Here is a 21,518-nt window from a genome sequence, read left to right on the forward strand (position 1 = left end):
CTCCCCCACTCTTTCGCCGAGAGAACCTGCTTTTAATGCTTACGGAAGTACGCCTCTCATGTGGACTCCGGCCTCCTGTAAAGACTCAAACGTCCCGGCATCTCCCCACCACAGTTCAAGCACGTCATATTCCAGTTTGCCGTTTTGCGCATACCTGTTGTTGACGTCCGTAATTTCAAGTTCTCCCCGGGCTGACCGGCCAATTCCCCGAATCAGCTCAAACACCGCGGTATCGTACATATAAATTCCGGTCACGGCAAAGTCCGATTTCGGTTTTTGCGGTTTTTCCTCAATGTAAGAAATCAGGTCGGGATTGTTTTTGTCGAACACCGGGACTCCGTACCTTTTGGGATTCTCCACCGGTTTCAGCATGATTCTGGCGCTTCCCGGCGGCTGACTCATAAACCGTTCCGCATAAGACGTCAAATCGTCCAGAAACAAATTGTCGCCGAGCAGGACGATAAATCTTTCTCCGGGCGGGATCAGTCCTTCGGCAAGCTCCAGCGCCTCGGCGATCCCGCCGGCCGACTCCTGGACGCGATACGTCAGTTTTACGCCGAAATGATCGCCGCTTCCGAAATAATCCGTGTAAAGCCCCGCAGACTGTTTTCCGATCACCATGATAATATCCGTGATTCCGGCTTGACGCAGCCGTTCTATCCCATAACTAACCATCGGATGTTTCCCGACCGGAAGCAGATGTTTATTGATCAATCGGGTTAGCGGGTATAGACGCGTTCCGGTGCCTCCCGCCAAAATCACACCTTTCATGAGCTCTCCCCCCAAGTGTTGGTAAACTATATGAATTGCCGGGGATCCACTCCCCATTTTTCGATGAACAATCTATGGTTCCGCGTAATCAGCGACTCCCACCCTTCGGGGTAGCTCGCTTTGAAGCTGGAACTCCCCGCATGATAAACAAACGTATCTCCGCAAATGAGCAGCCGGTAACCATGCAATCTAGCCCGGTAGCAATAATCGTCATCCTCGTAGTGCCCGGGTGAATACCGTTCGTCCAAAAATCCGATTCTTGTCAGCACCTCACGTTTGAACAACAAGCACAGCCCGATCAGCCTGCTGACCTCTTGCCATTTCTTCGGGTCCGGCGAGGAACCGTTAAAGCGTTCCGCGAATCGGGTAAACTCTTCGCCCGCAGGACACTCAAGTTCCACCTGCTGGCGGCCGCTCGCGTAATTCGTTACCGGCCCCACGAAGCCGATGTCTCCGGAGCTCGCAAGAGCATGCAGCATATTCGTCAGCCATCTTGGCGAGACGATCACGTCATTGTTCAATAGCAGCAGCTGTTCTCCCGAAGCCACGGACAATCCGCGGTTGCAGGCAACCGGAAATCCGGCGTTTTGGGGCAGTGACACGAGAATCAGCCGCTCCTGTAAGCAATACGCCGCCGTCCCGTCGCCGGATCCGTTATCGACGACGATAATTTCGTAGGGCGTCTCCGTATGGCGGCGAATCGCCTCAATGCAAGGCTTAAGCAAATGAAAGCCGTTATACGTTGGAATAATGATGCTGGTTAATCCGAACCCGTTCAATGGGCATTCCTCACTTTCGCAAGCTGACTGCGGGGCAGCGTAACGAACCGCAGCCGAACGCCTTCCAGGCCCATCACCTCACCGAGCGCCTCCACATGATCGCCGACAATAAGCCGGGCAACGGAATTCTCGGGACCGTTGTTCCCGCTGCGGATCCGGTTGTTCCGGACCACGTCCACGGAATAGGGGGCGCTCACCGACAGTCCGCTTGCCATGGCGAGCGCCTGCGCTTTGGGCGGAACGATGAGGGCCCTTGTCCCGATTGCGGACACAGCCTTACGGGACATGGCGTGCGGCACGGCGGTCAGCGAATTGGCCCGCAAATCGGGCCGGCCTAGCGCCAGATTCAAAAACGCCTTGCAGCGCGTCACTTCATCCTGTCGGGAAAATGCGGGTAGATGCGGGGATAAATCGTTCAGCGCAAGGTCCGTTCCCCGATCGACGGCGATGAGAAAAGCGGCCAATTGCTCCGCGTTAATCACGATATCTCCATCCGTAAATAAGAGAATATCCCCCGTGGCTGCCGCAGCGCCAAGCGCTCTTCCTACGTCATGCCCCAAGCGCTCGGGAAAGCTGAGTACCATGGTTCGGGCGTCCCGATGCACCGACGCATAACTGTCATCGGTGCATCCGTTGAGAACAACGATGATTTCGCCGAGCGGCAGCTTCCGCAGTTCGCTTAGCACGAGCGGCAGCGTTTGCTCTTCGTTGCTGGCCGTCACGACGGCGCTGGCCTTCCCCCGGATCGGCAGCGGAATAAATTCGAGATCCGCCTGCATCCCGGAAGCCAGCGCATATCCCAGCCGATGAGCAAACGCAAGCTGCAGCACAGCCGAAACCTCCAAGCCTTCCGGCGCATGGCCGCCATACCAGCTTCGAAAGCTCTGCTGCAGATGTTCCGCAGACAACGCTGCGGTTTCGGCCTCGGCCGCCGCATGAAAGCCGGCTTTGAGCGCAACCTGCTCAAGCCTTCTTGCCATGCTTCCCGCGGCGCCGCGCGAGGTAACGGGAACCCGAGGCTTTCGGACCTTGCTTCGGGATCTTCTTGAGCTGTTCCATCGCAATGGAGAAACGGTTTTTCCGCTTCTTCGTCTTTTTTCATTCGCTTTGTCTCTCATTTTCATCACCTCACCCTGCCGCGCATGCGTCCTAAATCCTCGTAACCGCCGCGCGGCCCATGCTCGCGGATGAGCCAGTGAACGGCTTCCAGATGGTCGCCCGTCACCAGGGATGCCAGCGGGTCCTTGCTCAATTTGCCGCTTTCTTCCTTCTTTCTGCCTCCGCGCCGAATCGGGTTCATCCTGCCTACCGGCACCATATGAACGGCCTGCACGCGAAGTCCCGACAGCACCGCTTTGGCCTGCGCCAAAGGCGGGACCTCCAGAGCCGATGCGCCGACGACGCCGAGAGCCCGGCGGCTGATGGCGTGCGGAACGGCCGTCAAGGAAGCCCCCTGCAGATCGGATCGCCGCAGTAGCGTGTTTAGAACATGTTTCGCCAAAACGACCGGATGTGTCTCCTTTTTGCCTACCGGGCCGGGATACGAGTTCAGCGCGACATCCACTCCCGACAGCACCGCCTCTACGAACGGACGAAGCTCCTTGGCCGGAATGACCATGTCGGCATCCATAAACAACAGCACCGAACCTGCAGCGGCTTCCGCTCCGACGCGTCTTCCCACGTCGTGCCCCAGCGGTTCCGGAACGCGGATGAGCCGCGCACCGCAAGCTTCGGCAAGCTCGGCGGATCCGTCGGTCGAACCGTTGGCCACGACGATCGTTTCGCTGCGGGGATGCACGCGCGAGGCTTCGCGCAGAACTCCCGGAAGCGTGGCAATTTCATTCATGGCCGGAATGATGATGGAGACGACCGGTTCGGGATGATTCACCACCAGCGGCATGGGCGCCTTCCGGCGAACCGTTCTGCGGTTTCGGCGTCTGCGGATAATGCGTTTTCTAACCACAGGCACAACCTCCCAGATCATGATGTTCCGGAGCATATACCACAGTTTATGTGCCAAGCGGAGCGTTGCAACGGCAAACGTACCGTATGTCCACGTTTGCCCGGCTCCGCAAGTTTGCCAAATGGATTAATCCGTACTTCAACGGAATCATGCTATTTTCCTGGATACCGGGTTATGTACAATTCAATCTTCCTTCCATTCCCGAGTTAAAAAAGTCATAAAACGTGTGCATCCAAAACATTTATAATCACTAGACCGGGCTTTTATCGTTGTACTAACTCAGATGTATGATCAGGGGGCAATTATTTAAAATGGAGAAATATAAATTTCTGGAGCTGAATAAGCCGGAAACCTATGAACTGGAGGCGCTTGAGGTAGGCGTTACTTCCAGCTGCAATTTCAGGTGCGATTACTGCTGCGCTTATAAAAGAAACGACGGCAACAGCATTGAAGGCAAGGAAGTTGTCCGCGTGCTGAAGGAAATCCCGTCGATCCGCAGAGTTCGGCTGTCCGGGGGAGAAGTGACCCTCAAATTCCAGGACTGTCTGGAGATCGTCAAGTACTGCGCGGAGAACGGGATCGGCATGCAGCTCAATTCCAATGCCAGCCTGCTCTCGCCTGAAAGGATCGATCAATTGGCCGAAGCGGGCTTAACGAACATACATATTTCGTTTAATTTCACGTCGGCCGAGGAATTTGCGCGATATTACCATCTTCACCCCAGCGTGTATCCGAAAATCCGTGAAAATATCGCCTATTGCGCCCAATCGTCCATCGATACGGTGCTGGAAACGCTGCTCTTCGAAGAAACGCAGCATCGCCTGCGGGAAATCTCCGACCACGTATACCAGCTCGGCGTGCGGACGCATGAAATCCAAAACAGCATCGTGATGGAACACAGCGGCTGGAAAGCCATTGCCGCCCGGGAGCAATTAAAGCAAGCCGTACAGGAGTTGATCTCCTACAGACGGGAGGATTCCACGATTTATTTTACCTGCATGGACCGGTTCGCCGAAGAGTTGGGATTCAAAGAGCAACCCGGCGTCCATTTCTCCCACTGCATCGAAGGGAAAAAGCAGCTGCATCTGCACGGCAACGGGGATATTCTCATTTCCGAGCTGTGTTATCCCGTCGTAATCGGCAATATTTATAATGGAACCTCGCTTAAAGACATTTTTACAAATATGCCGGCGGAGCTGAAGCATTTTCTCGATACCGAGCCATGTCCGGCGCTGGATGCTTTATTTCCGGAAAAATCAAATTCCTAACGCCGCAAAAAAAGCTGTGCCTTGCGTCATGATGCTCATGACATTAGGGCACAGCTTTGCTGTTTCTTTTATAATTTGCGTCCCGCGGGAACGTCCTCGCTTCTCCTCATCAGTTCAACCCAACGTTCCGCCGTATGCTGCCAGCGAAAACGGCTGCGCGCCAGCTCTCTGCCCGTGCGCCCCATGATCTTTCGCTCTTCCTCATGCTGCAGCAAATAAAGCACCCGGTCCGCCAAGCCATTTTCAAGCCCCTCCGATGGCAAAAGAAACCCGGAGCGCCCGTCGGCCACGATTTCGGGAATTCCTCCGACCTCGGCCGCCACCACCGGAACCGCCGCAGCCATGGCCTCGACATTGACCAGGCCAAACGCCTCTTCATCGCCGGAAGGGACAACCAGGCAATCGGCCAAGTTATACCAATCGGCGATCCTGGGGTACGGCGTAAACGGCAGAAAAGCAACCCGGTCCTTGTAGGGATCCGCCATGGCTTTCAGCCTGCGCACATATTCCGTTTCCCGGTTGGCGCCGTAAAAAGAGCTTCCTACGATCACCAGCATCGCGGCCGGTTCCTTTTCGAGCACCGGCCGCATGGCGGACAGCATGTGATGAACGCCCTTGGAGGGAAGCAACCGTCCGACGAACAGGATGATTTTCCGTCCCTCCCAGCCAAAGTCGGCAAGCCGGGCCTGACGAAGCGCCTCTCCGAAAGGCGTCCAGCGGGGGACGAAATCCTCCAGGCTTACACCGAGCGGGTTGACGAACATCGGTACCGATAAAGCGGGAAACCTGGCTTTGATTTCGTCTTTTAAAAACTCGCTGTTGACGATCAATCCATCGACGCTTTGAAGCATTCGCTGCATGCTCGTTTCCGGATGACAGGAAGGGGAAATAAACGTAGTTGAATGAAGCGTCAGCAGCACGCGCGCAAGGCGAAGCCGGCTTTTGAGCCGCATGGCCAGCAAGGGCCTGTTGTGCACGTCAACCGTATCCGGCCTCCATTTGCGAAGATGGCGGAGGATCGATTCTTGATATAAATGGCCGCCGGGCATCCGGTAGCATGGAACTCGGCCGATCATCCCCAGCGCCGGCAGCTCAGCGTCTGCCCGTCCAAAAATCCGAATCTCCAATCGATCCGCCGCAAGCGGAACTACTTTTTCGATAACTCTTTCTACAGAACTGCTTCGCCCTGAAGGAATGACGAAGGATCCCGGGGTGATCACCGCTACCTTTTTCCGTTCCATCGTATAAAAGCCCCCCTCCCTTCCCCATGACGGGTTCATGATACCTTAAATATACGATCATGGCCTGACAAATGTGACTGGAAGAGCCGGCTTAAGGCTGCCCTTTCAGGTCGATGGCCCGAAAACAGGCTGCTGCCGCAGAACAGTCGTCCACTCTTTTTGGCCGTGGAAACATAAATTGGAGGAAGAAGCACGGGAAGGAGGAACATCTATGGGGCAGGACCATGTCGGTATTCTGCTGAACTCCAACATGTACCGCGGCATCCCGCAGCGAAAAACCGGCCAGGAATCGATCTCTAATTATGAGGAAGCGGCGCGGCGGTACGATTTGACTCCTTGTTTTCTGCGCCTGAGCGACATCGATCTGAAGCAGGGAACAGCTGTCGCTTACATGCTTAACGGACCGGATTACGTGAAAAAGACCATTCCGATTCCGTCCATTATTCATAACCGCGGCTTATATCCCGAACCCTCGGCGCACCGGAAAATTCACGACCTGATCTCCCAGGGAATGACCGTTTTTAATGTCAACAACCGTTACGGGAAGGACGTTATTCACCGGTTGTTGTGGAATACGTCCCATCTGCGCAGCTATCTTCCGGTAACGGCTCCCGCCAATTCGGATGCTTTGCGGAAGATGATGGCCAAATACCCCGACTTGATTCTGAAACCGATTCGAGGCTCCGTGGGACAAGGAATTATGCGACTGCGTCAAACGGAACAGGGATGGGAGCTTGTTTTCCCGTCTTCTTCCGAAAAAAACGAATGGAGTACCATGCTTCTGCGGCAGGGAGAGCTTCCAGCCTGGACCCGCCGCCTGTTTCATCGTACTCCTTATCTCGTTCAGGAACGGATCCCGCTTGCCGAATACGATTCCCGGCCTCTCGATCTTCGCGTCACCGTGCAGCGCGGGATCAGCGGTGAGTGGAGCATCACCGGGCTGTTTGCCAAAGCCGCCCCGCAAGGCGGCTTTGTCTCCAACATCGGCAAGGGCGGGGAGGCGTTTCCGGCGGCTCCCTTGCTTGCCATAGTGCTTCCGCCGCGCCTCGTCCGGCCCGCAATCGCCCAGGTCGAGGCTCTGGCGCTGGCCGTGTGCCGCCAACTATCGACCGCTTTGCCGCTGCTTGGCGACTTAGGCATCGATATTGGACTGACCAAGGTCGGCCGGCCCTATTTCATCGAAGCCAACGGACGTGATCAGCGTTACGGTTTCCGCAAAGCCGAAATGACGGAAGTCTGGCTGAATGCCTACCGCCAGCCGATGGCCTTTGCCCGCTATTTGTTGGACTGTCCGGCTCAAGTGGCCTTAACGCGCAAAAACCGGAGAACCGCGCAATAGCCGGACTTCCGCCCTCGAGGGCGATAAGACCAAAGCGATGCACCGGCGAAGCCAAGCTTCCGATATTCATTCAACTTGCGCTAATTGTAAAATATTCAGCTAAATTCCAGTCGGTACACCTTTCCAAAAAAAGTAATTTAACTTTCTGGTTTTTTGCATCCCCCGCTGCCTTCTTAAGCAGATTGTGGGCAAGGGAAAGCTACCCGATCACCAGGCTAAAAAGGGTGCTCCTCTGTCATCTACGATGACTTTGGGGACACCCTTATTCCATTGGAACACATTTTGGCCAGTCCCTCTCGGTTCTTTAGCTTACGGGAAACGGGATAGGATAAAGCCGGGCTTCAAGTTACTCGTGTGAATAATGTGACTCGTGTGACTTCAGGGAACTGGCAGCCAGAAAGTCATTGGGAAAATTCGCCTGCCTTTAACCGTTCCAATTCCCCCTCGCCAGTTCTGCCACTTAAAATAACGGAATTTTATGGCCCTATCTCCACTGGACGGCCCCTTTTTTGCATAAATAGCACCGTTTTGGGGTCTTATTTCTTCAGAAGGAGTCCTTTTCTCCTCAAGTCTAGCCGTTTTATCGAAAATAAAACCATTTTGTACCGCTATTTTCGGGAAAACGCGGTTTCGGAGCGAAATAAGGCCATTTTATGCCTCTATTCGCAAAATTGCCGTTTGCTGGTTATAGTTTATTCCAGGCTAGGCCGGCCCCGCTCAATGCCCGCCGCCCACGCCCCGTTGAAGTATGCCGTTCCCGGAGCAGATGGGCTGCACGCCGATTACGTACGAGCCCCCATCCTTGATGCCAAGACTCGCTCCGACTGACCGGCCCGCAGCGAGGCGCGGCTCCTCGGATCGGCGTTTCGCTAGGATCCCCCCGCAGTAGCATGCGTATCTGTCCTGCACGCTGCGCCGTGCATCAAGGGCAAGCTAGGATTCCGGCATTTGCTGCTTTGAAGCTTGCCGAAAGCAAGCCTAGAGATCGAATCGCTTTCACTGGCCCGGCACCTACCCGACAATTTGCCGCCATTTGCTTGAGAAAGCGGCCATAGAATCAAAAGAATGAAACGATGATGCAGGGATAGCTCCCTGGCGCCGCCGTTTTTTTCACTTTTAGTTCCATTTTCAGCTAAGCAAGCGGCTCGTCCAAAGAGCCACTTGCTTTTGGGCCACTCGCTTGTTTTTTTGTTGTTTGGAAGAGAGCCGTCAGCAAGCCGGCGGAGGCTTCGCCATTCCAGACTACTGGAGTAGTATTTACATCTTGGCACTACTGCGGTAGTATGGTTGTGTCGACAAAACTACTGCAGTAGTTTATAAGGAGATTTGCCATGGAAATCAAACTGTTTGATTCCGAATTAAAAGTGATGGATGTTCTCTGGAAAAAAGGAGATACGACCGCTAAAGAAATTTCCGACATGCTCAAGGAGCAAGTTGGCTGGAACATGAACACTACGTATACCCTTATCAAAAGATGCATCGGCAAGGGGGCAATCGAACGTACGGAACCCAATTTTGTGTGTCATGCTTTGATCACAAAAGAGCAGGTTCAGGAACAAGAAACTGCTGAGCTGATCAATAAAGTCTTTGACGGCTCCACCGATCTGCTGTTTGCCTCGCTTCTGGGCAGCAAGAAGCTGTCAGCAAAGGAAATCGAACGGCTGAAGCAGTTGGTTAAAGATTTAAAATGAGGTGGTCGTTGCTATGCAAGTGATGCAAATGAGCTTTTCGGGGGCAGTCCTCATAGCAGGCGTTGTGATTGTTCGCGCCCTTGCGCTGTATAAGCTGCCGAAAAAAACGTTTCTTGTTCTTTGGGCCATTGTGATTTGTCGCCTGCTTATTCCGTTTTGGGTCCCGTCGCGTTTCAGTTTTTACACCGCTCTTGATCTGCTCGCACATTCTTTTGCGGAACCAACGGCGCTTACAGCTCCGATTGCTGCATCCAACAGCCCCATTTCATTCGCACAGCAAAGTACGGAAAGTGCCGCTGGCGCCGGTATTGGAGAGGCAGGGGCTTCCATTTCTCCCGCCGCTCTCATTTGGCTGGCCGGTTTATGCGCTTGCGTATTGTTTTTCATCGCGATTTACATCAAATGCCGAAGAGAATTTCAGACTTCCCTGCCCGTTGACAGTGATTTTGCCGCCGATTATTTGCGCGAGCATCCCATGCACCGTTCCGTACAAATCAGGCAATCGGATAAAATCTCAACCCCGCTGACCTACGGGGTTTTCCGGCCCGTGGTCCTTCTACCGAAAACGACCGACTGGACGGATGAAACCGGTTTGAGGTACGTGCTTACTCATGAATTTGTGCATATCCGGCGTTTCGACACACTGACGAAGCTGATATTGATATGCGTTTTATGTGTGCACTGGTTTAACCCCCTTGTGTGGGTTATGTACGTTCTTGCGAACCGGGATCTCGAGTTAGCCTGCGATGAAACGGTGGTGAAGACATTTGGAGAAGCCGCAAAATCCGGCTATGCCATTACGCTGATCGACATGGAGGAAAAAAGGAGCACTCTGACTCCTATTGCTAATCATTTCGGCAAAAACGCGATTGAGGAAAGGATTCTGGCGATTATGAAAATGAAAAAATTCACGCTCCGAAAGGTCTTGCTTGCGGTTGTTCTGGTTGTAGGCACAGCGGGCGCATTTGCAACAACTGCGGCTAAATCCGCTTCCGATGTCTCTTCCGTTTCCATGGCGACGGAAAACGGTTCCCAAGCTCAAGGATCGACGGAAAAAGAACATAGCGCCGAACGTAAAAAAATACTGGAGGTCTATGCTCCTTTTGGGCTTAAATACGATGAAGATACCGGTAAGCTGTTCTTTCGAAACAAAGAGGTGCGCGATTTTTACGATGAACGCGCCGGAGTAGGCCAGTCCATGCCAGATGGCAGTGTGGACATATATGCCGTTTATGAGGATGGTAAGTTGGCTGGAATCAAACAGCTCAATCAAAAGCAATTTGACGCGAAATCGTTGGAAAAAGAAGCCGCTCAGAAGGAAACGGATAAAAGGAAGAAGGAATTGGGCCTCTCCGGCAACGCAGCATTTTCCTATTCGAGCGACTCAGCGGCTCCAGTCAATGACAGTATTGAGTGGTATACCTATGATGAGTACAAAACGTGGCTGGATCAGGAAAAGATAGACTTGAAAAAGGCAATCGGGGGAAAGGGATGGAGCCCATCCGAGGGTTGGTATGTCTGGACTCAGGAAAAGGTCGATAAGACCATTCAAATGTATGAGCAAATCTTGCAGGACATCAAAAATGGAACGAAGATATCCAAATCGGTCAATGGAGACGAGAGCTTAGGGATGAGCTATAATCCATCGGATCCGCCTTCGAAAGCCTCTTCAACCGGATTTGTTCTCAACTCTTCCGCGCCTTCTTCCGCTTTGTATTCCGCCAAATTGTCTTTTAGCAACGGTGATGCTAAGGATCTCGGCACATTTGCGACGAAGGAAGAACGATTGTCAGCCGTAAAAGCATACTGCGAAAAGCTGGTTGAGGCAGGTAACTTGACTCGGCAAGAAGCAAACAACGTAATCAAGCTATTCACACAGCCCTAACCATAAGAAAAAGAATAATCCTAAAAAGCAAGGAGGCGGTACGCTTTTCGCCTGTACCGTCTCCTTCAATACCTCACATCCGAAATGCCAAACGGCGGAAAATGCTGCGCGAGCGTGAAAGCAGCCGTTATGGCTCCGGCCAGCAACAGAATGACCAGCAGATCATAACGCGAATAGGCGGAAGGATAATAAAATGTCCGCGCTTTTTTGCTGTCGAACGCTTTGGCTTCCATCGCGACCGCGATCCGGTGCGCGCGGCGGATGCTCTGCGAAAGCAGCGGCACGGCGTACATTTTCACCTGCACGGCCAGTCCCCGGATTCCGCGGGGGCTTCGGAACCCGCGTATGCGAAGCGCATTCCGGCGGATCTGCAGTTCCTCCCAAACCATCGGCAGCAGCCGGATCGAAGCCATGAAACTATAAGCGTATTTGGGCGGGAGCTTTACCTGCTGCATCAGCGAATAAAACAGCGCTACCGAAGACGTGGTGAGCACGAACAGTAGACCCTCCGCCGCAAACGTTACCGACTTCAAGCCGACATGGACGCCGCGAAAGAAGCTTTCCTCCGAAATACGGATGAGTCCCCAGGACCACCAAAGGTGGTCGCCTTTGCCGAACATAATCATCGTCGCCGAGGAAGACAAAAATACGAAAACAAACGTCAGAACGATGATGCTCACCTTCCAGGGAGCATACCCGCTTAAGGCAAACAACAGTACGATAAAAAGCATGGCCTGATAAAACATAAAATCAAGCTGATGCGTAAACAGCGTTATGATGAAAAACAGCACGATGATCGCCAGCTTGCAGGCCGGATTCGCCCGATGCAGCCAAGTTCGAAAGCGCGGAGCCAAAAATTGTTTCATCGCGCCTCGCCTCCTTCATGGGTGGCCGCATATGCCATCGCGGACTCGGCCATGACTATGCCCCGCTTCGTAAACTCCCGGGAAATGAGCCTCCCGTTTGCCACTTCCCAGCGCTGCGTTGCTACCTTTTCCGCGATGATTTCTTCATGCGTCACCATCACGATCGCCGTTCCGGCTCGCCGCAATTCCTCGCACAGCCGCAAAATCGCGAAGGTGTTGACCGCGTCCTGACCGAAGGTCGGTTCATCCAGAAGCAGCACCGGAAGCTCCCGAACCGACGCGCCGGCGACGCTTAACCGCCGTTTCTGCCCGAGCGACAGCTGATAAGGGTGGCGCCGCTCATAGCCTTGAAGGCCGAATTTTTGCAAAATATCGGCCACTTTTTCCGCCGCTTCCTCCGCGCTGAAACCGTCGGCCCGCAGGGAAAACGCGATTTCCTCGCCAACCTGGTCGGCGATAAATTGAAATTCCGGATTCTGGAAGACGAATCCGATCTCACGTGCGGCTTGCCGGGTCCGGTCGCGCCGGACTTTGCCCGCCCTCACCGGAGTCCCCCGCAGCGCATATTTCCCCTCTGTCGCCAGCAGCCCCATGAAGCTGAGGAGCAGCGAGCTTTTCCCCGCGCCGTTAGGCCCCGTCAACGCAATGAAATCGCCCGGCTTGATTTCGGCCCGATCCGCCTCGATGACCGGTTTGCCGTATCGCAGACCGCGGAAATCGGTGAGATCAATGACTGCTCCAGCCGAAACGGCCGATGAAGAACACACTGCCGCCGGCTCGATCAATTCCTTCCCTTGCGGCGAAGCAAAAAAGTCCTCCCACACGCCGGGATACCATATGCCGTATTCTTTCAGTTCCCGGTGAAATTCGGCAAAAATCCGTTCCGGGGAGCCTTGCCCGAGCAGACTTCCATCCGGACCAAACAGGATGACGCTGTCGATCAGTTTCAGAGCAAGCAGTTCCTCGAGCCGATGCTCCACGATGACCAGCGTGCGATGCTCCGCAACTCGGCCGACCGCTTGCCAGATTTGTTCCCTTCCCTCCGGGTCAAGCAAAGCGGAAGGCTCGTCGAGGAACAGAACCTCGGGATCGCTAAGCAGAACGGAGGCAAGCGCAAGCCGCTGCTTCATACCTTGGGAAAGGGAATCCACCGGAACATGCAGGGAATCCAGCATGAGACCCACCATATCTAACGCCCGCTCCATGCGAGCCGTCATTTCCGTCCGGGGAACGCCAAGGTTCTCCAGCACAAACGCCAATTCCTCATCAACATAAGGCATGCAAAATTGCGTGTCCGGATCCTGGAACAGCAGCCCCCATGAAGCCGGGAGAACTTTCTCCGAGCAGCGCATCGGAACCTCGACCAAGTCCGGAATCATGCCGGACAATACCTGCAGCAGTGTCGATTTGCCGCTTCCGCTAGGGCCAAGAAGAAGAACCTTGTCTCCCCGCCGAATCGTAAGTGAAAGATCTTTGAACACAAACCGGCTTTCGCCGGGAAATTTCAGCCGGAGATCGCGGACCTCGGCGGCGGGCAACGGTACTCCTTCAATTGAAACGCCCTCGCTTCTCTCGCGCAGTTCTATGCCCGCAGCAGGGCCATTCAACGCCGCTTTGGCCGCCGTGGCCGGAAGAGCGCTCCCCGGCATCTGATTAGTCATTCAGCGCCTCATAGTCTTTGGCTTCTACAGGCCGCAGCAAGCTGGTTACGCCGGTCGCTTCCACCGCCTTGGCAAGCCCATAAGCCAAATAGCCGCAAATCAACGCTGAGCTTAACGCACGCACGGTGTATTTGGAAATCAGCAGCCATGTCTCGTAATCCTGAACATAACCGTAATAGATGTCTGGAATGAGCGAGCCAAGCGCGGCCCCAATTCCGGCGAGCGCGGCGACGGAACCTGAATATTTCCGGTACCGGAAAGCGGCAAACACCAATTCGGCTCCGAGACCCTGCAGCACGCTGTACATGACGAGCTGAATGCCCCATTCGCTGCCGAACAGAATTTCCACATGGGCGGCGGCGATTTCGGCAATGAGCGCCACGCCGGGTTTGCGAATCAACAGAAAGACCAGCGTAGCCGCAAGGAACCACATGCCGTAAACGAGCTCATCGGCCTGCGGGAACAGCGGCGAAACCAGATTGTAAACGGAGCTCCAGAAATGATAGACCACCCCGAGCACTACCGCTATCAGCACCGTAACCAGCAAGTCGCTCAGCTTCAGTCCGCGGCTGCCTTGTTTTTTTGCCGTTTCTTGCATATCAATCTCCCCTTTGCATTAAAAATGGTATCGTAAAAATAAAAAAACGCCTGAATGCTCAGACGTCGGCAAGGTCCACGGGGAAACAAAAAAACTCCCGGACATTCGATTCTCTACGCTGGCATTATCCAGTTCAGATTAACGGTCCGCAGCGGATAAATGCTGCCATCTCAGCCTGATTGCCCTCAAGCCCCCGTATCCCTATGCGATTGTAAATAACATACACCAAGTCTTTCCATGCATCAAGCACAAATTTTGTAAGCGCCTCCCATATTGATTTCGCGCTTGTTCTATGTCAATATTATCGGAAACGGTCAGGTACAGCCGGCCGGGGCAGGAGGATACAATAATGGCGGCCAATTGGATGAAATATATGACGGAGCTGTCCTCCCGGAAATGGATCGCCCGGCTGACGGGACGATTTTCGCATTCGGCCGTTAGCCGGCCGATCATTCCTTTTTTTGCAAAAGCTTATGGCATTCCGCACCATGAAGCGGAAAAAGAAATCCGGGAATACCGGACGCTGAACGAGTTTTTCTCCCGCAAACTGAAAGCAGGCATGCGCCCCGTGACCAATGAACCAAATGGACTGATCAGTCCGGTTGACGCGCAGATTACATTTATGGGCGACATCCGGTCCGGCACGATGCTAAATGTGAAAGGCCAAGACTATTCGGTCGACGATTTGTTGGCTCGCTCGCCCCGAACGGTATCCTATACTCACGGGTACGCCTTTGTGCTGTACTTGAGTCCCACTGATTATCACCGGATTCATGCGCCGGTCTCCGGCAAGAAGCTGGAGAGCGAACATATCAGAGGAAAGGTATATCCCGTCAATGATTTCGCCATGAAGCACATGAAATCCGTGTTGAGCCGAAACGAGCGGTTAATTACATATATCTCGCATCGCCATGGCGAGCTTGCCCTCGTCAAAGTGGGAGCCATGAACGTCAGCAGCATTAAATACACGGACGAACAGGCCAAAGTCTGGGAGCAAGGCGACGATCTCGCCTATTTCGAATTCGGCTCCACCGTTGTGCTGCTCTTGGAAAACCGCACCTTCAAGCCGCTGCCGGAGCTGCAGATCGGGCACAAAGTGCGCATGGGGGAGCTGCTGGGGCATTTCATTCCTTGAACGGCTAACGCACGCTAATCGAGCCGATGGAAGAAGTGAGCGAAATCAGCGGTCCGCCGCCGTTTATCTCGCTCTTCCCTTTCGCCGCTCCGCTAACCCCGCCCAATTCCGTGGCGGTTTCCAGCGTACAGGCAAGCGACGGAGACAGCGCGACCTGAATGCTGCCGATATCGGCTTTGACCTTAACGCTGCTTTCCTCGCTCATATCCTCAATGACAAGATCTATGCTTCCGGTCCCGGATGTGACCGAGGATTTACCCATGATGCTTGCTCCTTTGAGATGGATCGTCCCCACATCCCCCCGAAGCCGGTAGGTTCCTTTTAAATCGCTTAAGGTGATATCTCCCACATCGTTCGTAAGATCAAACGCATTTACACTTTCCGGAACCTCGATGACATAATTCACGCTAAATTCCGTGAAACCGTATTTCGCTTTGGCCCATTTCCACAAATCCTGATCCGGGTGATCCTTCGGATGCGCCGCAACGATTGCCCGATCTCCTTTGACTGTTACCAAAACCTCACTATTGTCAAATACTTTCTCCAGTTTTTCTTTGCGCAGCGGCAGATTTGTCGACCACAGCTTCGCCTGTACACGAATCTCGTCACCCGCTCCAGGCTTCACATCGATATAACCCACCGCGTTGTCCATATAAAGCTCTTTTGCCGTACCTGCCGGCGCAACTACACTAAGCTCACGTGAAATTCCGTTTTGAGATACATCGTCCTTCCAGTCTTCAGCCGTGTTTTTCACCGACTGCTTCACTCCTTCCGCCATTTTGTTCACATTGTCCCCCAGTTGATTGTTCCATCCGTCACAGCCGGCAAGCAGTACCAGCAAGGCAGCCGCCGCCCCGGCCAGAAAAATTTTCATCCGTTTTGCTCCCACTTTTTATTCCTCCGTTTACTATATAAGAATGGATTTTTCACTGATGTGTTCGGGCTATCCCTCGTCTTTCATTTTATTTCCAAACGTTCCTTCCATGCTATTGGCTGGAGTCCGGTGCGGCGCTGGACTTTGGTCGGGTTTACACAAAAAAGCAGCGATCTTCACGATCGCTGCTGCAAGTTTTATATCGGTTAACCCGCTAACGTATTTCCGAAGGGCTTTTCCCTGTGTATTGTTTAAACTGTCGGCTGAAAAAGAAAATATCCCGATAACCCAGCGCATCGGCAACTTCCGTCACATTCATTCCGGCATGCAGCAGCAGATGCTGCGCCCGGTCGATTCGCGACTTAATGATGTACGATTGGACGGACATCCCTTCAATTTCCTTAAACTTGATTGAAAAATAGCGCGGGGACAACCCGGCGCGGGCGGCCAAATCTTGAACCTTGTGGGGAAGACCCGGATGCTGAAGCACGTAGTTTGCGACTTCGCGAATGACTTCGGTTAGCTGGTTGCTGACTTTTTTCTCGATCGGAACCTCGCGTTCCTCGCGGAGCAGTTGAATCAGCAGTTGCTTTAATATCAGCCGCGCTTCCTCTTCGGCCGCATAGGCCTTGACCAGAAACAGGCGGACATACCGGGATAGCATGTATTCGAAATCCAGCGTATCCTCCAACTCGCGGTAAGAGCTTGGCACCTCCGTAACCGGTTCATCGACATCGAAATGGATGTAGGTAAGTACCAGCGGGCGCTGCGGATTATGCGTCGCGCTCGTGTGATCGCCGCTGCGAAAGAGAAAACAGCTGCCTTTGCTGACCGGAATCGCTTGGTCGTTCAGGACAACCGTGCCTTCACCGCTCCACACATAGAACAAATCGTAGTTCTCCAGCGGCTTCTCTCGCTTATGCCATTTCCAAGCCGGCTCGCATACGATTTTGGCAAACGACGGCTTCAAAATAAATGAAGACGGTGAAACGTGAAGCATGTCCTTCCCTCCCGAAAATAGTATCCCCTCTATTATACTATCAATCCGCGGCCACTTGAATATGTTCCCACGCCGATTTCATGCGGTTTACGCCCTCCAAGAGCCTTTTTTCGTCCAGATGGGCGAAGCAAAAGCATGCGGCGGGCGGTCCCGGCTTCAGCCGATAGATAGCGGCGTCGCGAAACGTTACGCCTCGTTGCTGCGACGCCTGCTGAAAAGTGCGAAATTCCTGCGGCGAGCGCAGCCAGTCGGCATAAACCAGCAGTCCGGCGTCCGCCGGCCGCAGCCGGAACAAGCCGGCCAGTTCCCGCTCCAAGGCGCCGCGGAGCGCTGTTTGCTTCGCGCCATACTCGCGCCGCATCCGGCGCAGATGGCGCTCGTAGCCGCCCGTGCGCATAAAACGGGCGAGCGCCCGCTGCTCCAGCCGCGCCGGAGAAACCGGCTCGTACAGCGCCTTGGCGCGAACGGCCGGTTCGACCAGGCGGCGGGGCAGCACCGCGTAGCCGATCCGCAGGGAGGCGAACATCGTCTTGGAGAAGGAGCCGACATAAACGACACGGTCCTCGCGGTCCAGCGCTTTGAGCGGTTCATGCGGACGGCCGCCCCAGCGGAATTCGCTGTCGTAATCGTCCTCGACGATGACGCCGTCCCGGCGGGCCGCCCACGCCAGCAGTTCGCGCCGCCGCGCCGGGGACATCACGGCGCCGGTCGGGAACTGCCTGCCCGGCGTCACGAACAGGAGCCGCGCGTCCCAGTCGCGCGGCAAGATCCCGTCGCCGTCCAGCTGCGCCGGGACGGCAATGCCTCCGCAGGCGGCGACCGCCCGGGTGATCCCTTGATAACAGGGATCTTCCAGCACGGCCGGCTCGCCTTCCCCCAGCAGGAGCTGGGTCAGCAGCAGAATCGCCTGCATCGAGCCGTTGAACAGGCAGATTTGCTCCGCATCTGCCGCAATGCCCCGGCTCCGCCGCAGGTAAGCGGCGATTGCGCCGCGCAGCTCCAGATCGCCCGCCGGATCCGGCTCCGCTGGCGCCGATGCTTCAACGCCCCCGCCGTCGCGGACGGCCCAGGCGATCGCGCTTTTCCATTCGGCGGCGGGGAACCGCCCGGTGGACGGGCCGCCATCGCGGTAGGAGATTGGCGGTGCTTCGCCCGCCTCCGTTCCCGGCATCGCGACTGTTGGCGCGATGCCGGGGGCTGCCGGCGCGGTGCCCGCGGCTGCGCCGGTCGCCGTGGTGGCGGCCCGCTCCTCGGCCGCCATCACGCGCTGGCCCCAGGGCGACAAGCGCAGCGTGTCCCCGGGCGCCGCCAGGTCCGGCGAGACGGGGATCGCGCCGGACACATACGTGCCGCTTCCGCCCACGGAGCGGACGTACCCCTCGGCATGCAGCATCTCATAGGCCTGGGAGACGCTTCCGCGGGACAAGCCGTACAGCTCCGCCAATTCACGGCTCGAAGGAAGGCGCGTTCCTTCCGGCAGCACGCCGTCGTGAATGGCCTCCCGAAGCGCGTGGTACAAAGCCAAATATTTGTAGCGGTGCTTTTCGCAATGCGCCTCCCAAGGTATCGTAAAATCCAGCATCGTTGTACCTCCCGGACGATTTGATAATCAAAGCTACCTCCCTCTTAGGCCACAGAACCACCTGCCTAAGGCGACAGCGCCAACGAAACTCAGAACCTTTGCAGACTAGAATAAGGAACTTGGGAACTTGGGAACTTGGGAACTTGGGAACTTGGGAACTTGGGAACTTGGGAACTTGGGATCTTGGGATCTTGGGATCTTGGGATCTTGGGAACTATGAACACCCGACCGGCCTAACGGATCTGAGCGACGCTATTTTTCATTTCCCGCGTTATTTCCCACTCTAACGGACTCAGTTGACCCTAATGGGTGCTAAACGCGAAGTTTCGCTGCATTTTCGCACCAATAACGACTCCTCGATCCGTTAGAATTGAAACATGCGCTTTTTACCCAAAATAGCGTCATCTCAGTCCGTTAGAGTTAACCGGGCACTACCCTGACGTCTACCTGACGCACTACCTGACGTACACTTGAGTGCACTACCCGGGTACTCCGCCTAAGCAGAACCGACAAATTGGACCAATAAATTAAATCTAAATTGGTTCTTTTTTATTGTCAATTTTCGGCTTAAGCTGGTATTTAAACAGAGATGGAGGTCCTCGAAATGAGAAGAAAAGAGTTCACGGTGGAAGAACAAGCGGAGATTGATGCATTTTTGCATGAAATGAGTTTCGGATTTCTCGGCACTACGGACGAGGAGGGATGGAGCCGGGTAACTCCGCTTAATTTCGTTTACGACGGAAGCGACTTCTATTTTCACGGCAGTCTAGCCGGTGAGAAAATGAAGCAGATTGCCCGGGAGCCCAGGGTCAGCTTCACTGTCGCCAAGGAGTATGCGATCATTCCGTCCTATTTCACCGATCCGCTCATGGCTTGTCCGGCTTCGGCTTTCTTTAAAAGCGTCATGGTTCGCGGACATGTAGAGGTCGTGGACAAGCCGGAAGACAAGGCGGCGGCCCTTTCTTTATTTATGCAAAAGCTTCAGCCGGAGGGAGGCTACTCTCCCATCGATCCGTCGGATCCGGCCTACGCCGGCCCGCTCAAAGCAGTAGCGGTTTGCCGCATCGTTCCCGAAAGCATGAGCGCCAAATTCAAATTCGGCCAAAACCTGAACGTAGCCAAGTTTTCCGGAGTGATGCAGGGACTCGAAGAACGAAAGCTGGACCTGGATCCGGAAACTGCCGAGCTCATGAAAAAATACTGCCCCGCACATCGTGAAAAATGACACAATGTTGCGTCATTTGACCGTGACTCCCAAAGATCGAAATGATATAATGTTAGGCAGTCAAAAACGGTAGAACACCAATATCAAACCGATCGGAAGGATGAAGAGAGATGAACCCACTCGCGGAGCAGTTCAACGAGAATATCAAAGCCGGCAATATCCATGTGTACGAAATGCTGTCTACTTTGGGCAAGGAAATTTATTTCCCCAAGGAAGGAATTCTGAGCCAATCGGCCGAAGCTTCGGCCCACGCCAAAAAATATAACGCCACCATCGGGATCGCTACCGAAAACGGCGGGCCGATGCACCTGGCAGCCATTCAGGAATCGCTTTCGGCTTTTAAGCCGCAGGACTTGTATCCTTACGCTCCACCGGCCGGCAAACCGGAACTCCGGAACGTATGGCGTGACAAGATGGTTAAGGAAAATCCCGCGCTTGAAGGGAAAAGCTTCGGCAATCCGATTGTGACAAACGCCCTGACCCACGGTCTCAGCATTGTCGCCGACCTGTTCGCCGAAGAAGGCGACGCGGTCATCTACCCGGATAAAAACTGGGAGAACTACGAGCTGACCTTCGGAATCCGCCGTCATGCCGAAATCGTCAACTATCCGCTGTTTACGGAAGACATGAAATTCAACAGCGCCGGGCTCCGCGAAGCTCTCTTGGCGCAAAAGGATAAAGGCAAAGCGATCGTCGTGCTGAATTTCCCGAATAACCCTACCGGTTATACGCCGGGTGCCAAGGAAGGCGACGAAATCGTAGCCGCAATTTTGGAAGCGGCTGAAGCCGGCATCAATGTGGTTGTCGTTACCGACGACGCATATTTCGGGCTGTTTTTCGAGGAATCGCTCAAAGAATCGCTGTTCGGCAAATTGGCCGGACTTCATCCGCGCATTTTGCCGGTGAAGGTCGACGGAGCCACCAAGGAAGAATACGTTTGGGGCTTCCGCGTCGGGTTCATCACTTTTGCTTCCGAGAGCAAAGAAGTATTGGCCGCTTTGGAGCAAAAGACCATGGGCATCATCCGCGCAACCATTTCGAGCGGCCCGCATCCTTCTCAAACGTTTGTGTTGCAAGCACTCAAATCCCCGGACTTTGCCGCTCAAAAAGAGGAGAAGTTCGCCGTGATGAAAGGCCGGGCCAACAAGGCCAAAGCCGTACTGGACAGCGGCAAATACGGCGACGTATGGGAATACTATCCGTTTAACTCCGGATACTTTATGTGCCTCAAGCTCAAATCGGTGAACGCGGAGGAACTGCGGCTTCATTTGATCCATCAATATGGCGTCGGAACAATTGCGCTGGGCGACACCGACCTGCGGGTCGCTTTTTCGTGCATCGCCGAAGAGTATCTTGAGGATCTGTTCGATTTGGTCTATCAAGGCGTTCAGGATTTGCAGGCGAAATAACCGCTGTTTTTGCCCGGAATCTGTACATTGGCCCAAGCACTGGGGCATTTCCCCTCATACAATACGGGTGTAAGCACATTTAGAACCTCGGAAAGGGGAATGCACATGAGCGGAGTAGAAGATGTAAGAGGCGGCTATGGGTATGGCGGTGGTCTGTTTACCAGCATTGGCGTAATCCTTGTTCTCTACATTCTGTTGGTCATCATTACCCGTCCCTTTGGGCTGTACTAA

Annotated in this window: 19 protein-coding genes; 8 read left to right on the forward strand and 11 right to left on the reverse strand. The window is 54.4% G+C overall.

Annotated features, from left to right (window positions below; translation table 11 throughout):
- Positions 1-39: 39 nt before the first annotated feature.
- The 4 genes from ACI48K_RS11355 to ACI48K_RS11370 are packed head-to-tail and all read right to left on the reverse strand — an operon-like array spanning position 40 to position 3,513.
- Positions 40-771: a sugar phosphate nucleotidyltransferase gene (locus ACI48K_RS11355; protein WP_475027713.1), complete on the reverse strand. Its 732-nt coding sequence runs from the start codon at positions 769-771 to the stop codon at positions 40-42.
- A 26-nt stretch (positions 772-797) separates the two neighbouring features.
- Complete coding sequence (locus ACI48K_RS11360; protein ID WP_475027714.1) at positions 798-1,550, reverse strand: glycosyltransferase family 2 protein; 753 nt, start codon at positions 1,548-1,550, stop codon at positions 798-800.
- Positions 1,547-2,668 (reverse strand): glycosyltransferase family 2 protein, encoded by a 1,122-nt coding sequence (locus ACI48K_RS11365; protein ID WP_475027715.1) that lies wholly within the window; start codon positions 2,666-2,668, stop codon positions 1,547-1,549. The genes ACI48K_RS11360 and ACI48K_RS11365 overlap by 4 nt, the downstream gene beginning before the upstream one ends.
- A 5-nt stretch (positions 2,669-2,673) precedes the next feature.
- On the reverse strand, positions 2,674-3,513 hold the full coding sequence (locus ACI48K_RS11370; RefSeq protein ID WP_475027716.1) for a glycosyltransferase family 2 protein: 840 nt from the start codon (positions 3,511-3,513) through the stop codon (positions 2,674-2,676).
- Positions 3,514-3,824: 311 nt separating this feature from the next.
- Between ACI48K_RS11370 and ACI48K_RS11375 the strand changes: the two genes are divergently transcribed.
- On the forward strand, positions 3,825-4,781 hold the full coding sequence (locus ACI48K_RS11375; RefSeq protein ID WP_475027717.1) for a radical SAM protein: 957 nt from the start codon (positions 3,825-3,827) through the stop codon (positions 4,779-4,781).
- Between the two features lie 68 nt (positions 4,782-4,849).
- Here ACI48K_RS11375 and ACI48K_RS11380 read toward each other — a convergent pair whose 3' ends face one another.
- Positions 4,850-6,022: a glycosyltransferase family 4 protein gene (locus ACI48K_RS11380; protein WP_475027718.1), complete on the reverse strand. Its 1,173-nt coding sequence runs from the start codon at positions 6,020-6,022 to the stop codon at positions 4,850-4,852.
- Between the two features lie 211 nt (positions 6,023-6,233).
- Between ACI48K_RS11380 and ACI48K_RS11385 the strand changes: the two genes are divergently transcribed.
- The 3 genes from ACI48K_RS11385 (at position 6,234) to ACI48K_RS11395 (ending at position 10,937) form a co-directional block, all read left to right on the forward strand.
- A complete protein-coding gene (locus tag ACI48K_RS11385) occupies positions 6,234-7,361 on the forward strand; it encodes a YheC/YheD family endospore coat-associated protein (protein WP_475027719.1) in 1,128 nt (375 codons plus the stop codon).
- A gap of 1,331 nt (positions 7,362-8,692) precedes the next feature.
- A complete protein-coding gene (locus tag ACI48K_RS11390; RefSeq protein WP_475027720.1) occupies positions 8,693-9,052 on the forward strand; it encodes a BlaI/MecI/CopY family transcriptional regulator in 360 nt (119 codons plus the stop codon).
- 13 nt (positions 9,053-9,065) lie between these two features.
- On the forward strand, positions 9,066-10,937 hold the full coding sequence (locus ACI48K_RS11395) for a M56 family metallopeptidase (protein ID WP_475027721.1): 1,872 nt from the start codon (positions 9,066-9,068) through the stop codon (positions 10,935-10,937).
- Between the two features lie 65 nt (positions 10,938-11,002).
- Here the strand turns inward: ACI48K_RS11395 and ACI48K_RS11400 are convergent, their stop codons facing one another.
- From ACI48K_RS11400 to ACI48K_RS11410, 3 genes are read right to left on the reverse strand one after another with little or no spacing between them, the layout of a single operon-like run.
- A complete protein-coding gene (locus ACI48K_RS11400) occupies positions 11,003-11,803 on the reverse strand; it encodes an energy-coupling factor transporter transmembrane component T family protein (RefSeq protein ID WP_475027722.1) in 801 nt (266 codons plus the stop codon).
- Positions 11,800-13,464 (reverse strand): ABC transporter ATP-binding protein, encoded by a 1,665-nt coding sequence (locus ACI48K_RS11405; RefSeq protein ID WP_475027723.1) that lies wholly within the window; start codon positions 13,462-13,464, stop codon positions 11,800-11,802. Before ACI48K_RS11405 ends, ACI48K_RS11400 begins: the two co-directional genes overlap by 4 nt.
- The gene (locus ACI48K_RS11410) at positions 13,457-14,062 is read right to left on the reverse strand and encodes an ECF transporter S component (RefSeq protein WP_475027724.1); all 606 of its coding nucleotides are present in this window, start codon (positions 14,060-14,062) and stop codon (positions 13,457-13,459) included. Before ACI48K_RS11410 ends, ACI48K_RS11405 begins: the two co-directional genes overlap by 8 nt.
- Positions 14,063-14,411: 349 nt before the next feature.
- Between ACI48K_RS11410 and asd the strand changes: the two genes are divergently transcribed.
- On the forward strand, positions 14,412-15,197 hold the full coding sequence (asd, locus tag ACI48K_RS11415) for an archaetidylserine decarboxylase (protein WP_475027725.1): 786 nt from the start codon (positions 14,412-14,414) through the stop codon (positions 15,195-15,197).
- Positions 15,198-15,201: 4 nt separating this feature from the next.
- Here asd and ACI48K_RS11420 read toward each other — a convergent pair whose 3' ends face one another.
- From ACI48K_RS11420 to pdxR, 3 genes are all read right to left on the reverse strand, one after another.
- Positions 15,202-16,071, reverse strand: a complete 870-nt coding sequence (locus tag ACI48K_RS11420; RefSeq protein ID WP_475027726.1) for a DUF4097 family beta strand repeat-containing protein — start codon at positions 16,069-16,071, stop codon at positions 15,202-15,204.
- Between the two features lie 214 nt (positions 16,072-16,285).
- The gene (locus ACI48K_RS11425; RefSeq protein WP_475027727.1) at positions 16,286-17,071 is read right to left on the reverse strand and encodes an AraC family transcriptional regulator; all 786 of its coding nucleotides are present in this window, start codon (positions 17,069-17,071) and stop codon (positions 16,286-16,288) included.
- 40 nt (positions 17,072-17,111) lie between these two features.
- Positions 17,112-18,653, reverse strand: a complete 1,542-nt coding sequence (gene pdxR, locus ACI48K_RS11430; protein WP_475027728.1) for a MocR-like pyridoxine biosynthesis transcription factor PdxR — start codon at positions 18,651-18,653, stop codon at positions 17,112-17,114.
- A 604-nt stretch (positions 18,654-19,257) separates the two neighbouring features.
- On the opposite strand from pdxR, the gene ACI48K_RS11435 reads away from it, so the two are divergent.
- The 3 genes from ACI48K_RS11435 to ACI48K_RS11445 all read left to right on the forward strand — a co-directional run bounded on the left by ACI48K_RS11435 (position 19,258) and on the right by ACI48K_RS11445 (position 21,518).
- Positions 19,258-19,878: a pyridoxamine 5'-phosphate oxidase family protein gene (locus tag ACI48K_RS11435; RefSeq protein WP_475027729.1), complete on the forward strand. Its 621-nt coding sequence runs from the start codon at positions 19,258-19,260 to the stop codon at positions 19,876-19,878.
- Positions 19,879-19,988: 110 nt separating this feature from the next.
- Positions 19,989-21,287, forward strand: coding sequence for an aminotransferase class I/II-fold pyridoxal phosphate-dependent enzyme (locus ACI48K_RS11440; protein WP_475027730.1), 1,299 nt, complete (start codon positions 19,989-19,991; stop codon positions 21,285-21,287).
- Positions 21,288-21,392: 105 nt separating this feature from the next.
- A complete protein-coding gene (locus ACI48K_RS11445) occupies positions 21,393-21,518 on the forward strand; it encodes a YjcZ family sporulation protein (protein WP_475027731.1) in 126 nt (41 codons plus the stop codon).

Source organism: Paenibacillus terrisolis (genome assembly GCF_056171975.1).

What these genes read in the sequence shown, in the direction of transcription:
- ACI48K_RS11355 (WP_475027713.1), bottom strand. Translation starts at nt 771, where the DNA reads ATGAAAGGTGTGATTTTGGCGGGAGGCACCGGAACGCGTCTATACCCG.
- ACI48K_RS11365 (WP_475027715.1), bottom strand. Translation starts at nt 2,668, where the DNA reads ATGAGAGACAAAGCGAATGAAAAAAGACGAAGAAGCGGAAAAACCGTT.
- ACI48K_RS11375 (WP_475027717.1), top strand. Translation starts at nt 3,825, where the DNA reads ATGGAGAAATATAAATTTCTGGAGCTGAATAAGCCGGAAACCTATGAA.
- ACI48K_RS11380 (WP_475027718.1), bottom strand. Translation starts at nt 6,022, where the DNA reads ATGGAACGGAAAAAGGTAGCGGTGATCACCCCGGGATCCTTCGTCATT.
- ACI48K_RS11385 (WP_475027719.1), top strand. Translation starts at nt 6,234, where the DNA reads ATGGGGCAGGACCATGTCGGTATTCTGCTGAACTCCAACATGTACCGC.
- ACI48K_RS11390 (WP_475027720.1), top strand. Translation starts at nt 8,693, where the DNA reads ATGGAAATCAAACTGTTTGATTCCGAATTAAAAGTGATGGATGTTCTC.
- ACI48K_RS11395 (WP_475027721.1), top strand. Translation starts at nt 9,066, where the DNA reads ATGCAAGTGATGCAAATGAGCTTTTCGGGGGCAGTCCTCATAGCAGGC.
- ACI48K_RS11400 (WP_475027722.1), bottom strand. Translation starts at nt 11,803, where the DNA reads ATGAAACAATTTTTGGCTCCGCGCTTTCGAACTTGGCTGCATCGGGCG.
- ACI48K_RS11405 (WP_475027723.1), bottom strand. Translation starts at nt 13,464, where the DNA reads ATGACTAATCAGATGCCGGGGAGCGCTCTTCCGGCCACGGCGGCCAAA.
- ACI48K_RS11410 (WP_475027724.1), bottom strand. Translation starts at nt 14,062, where the DNA reads ATGCAAGAAACGGCAAAAAAACAAGGCAGCCGCGGACTGAAGCTGAGC.
- asd (WP_475027725.1), top strand. Translation starts at nt 14,412, where the DNA reads ATGGCGGCCAATTGGATGAAATATATGACGGAGCTGTCCTCCCGGAAA.
- ACI48K_RS11420 (WP_475027726.1), bottom strand. Translation starts at nt 16,071, where the DNA reads ATGAAAATTTTTCTGGCCGGGGCGGCGGCTGCCTTGCTGGTACTGCTT.
- ACI48K_RS11425 (WP_475027727.1), bottom strand. Translation starts at nt 17,071, where the DNA reads ATGCTTCACGTTTCACCGTCTTCATTTATTTTGAAGCCGTCGTTTGCC.
- pdxR (WP_475027728.1), bottom strand. Translation starts at nt 18,653, where the DNA reads ATGCTGGATTTTACGATACCTTGGGAGGCGCATTGCGAAAAGCACCGC.
- ACI48K_RS11435 (WP_475027729.1), top strand. Translation starts at nt 19,258, where the DNA reads ATGAGAAGAAAAGAGTTCACGGTGGAAGAACAAGCGGAGATTGATGCA.
- ACI48K_RS11440 (WP_475027730.1), top strand. Translation starts at nt 19,989, where the DNA reads ATGAACCCACTCGCGGAGCAGTTCAACGAGAATATCAAAGCCGGCAAT.
- ACI48K_RS11445 (WP_475027731.1), top strand. Translation starts at nt 21,393, where the DNA reads ATGAGCGGAGTAGAAGATGTAAGAGGCGGCTATGGGTATGGCGGTGGT.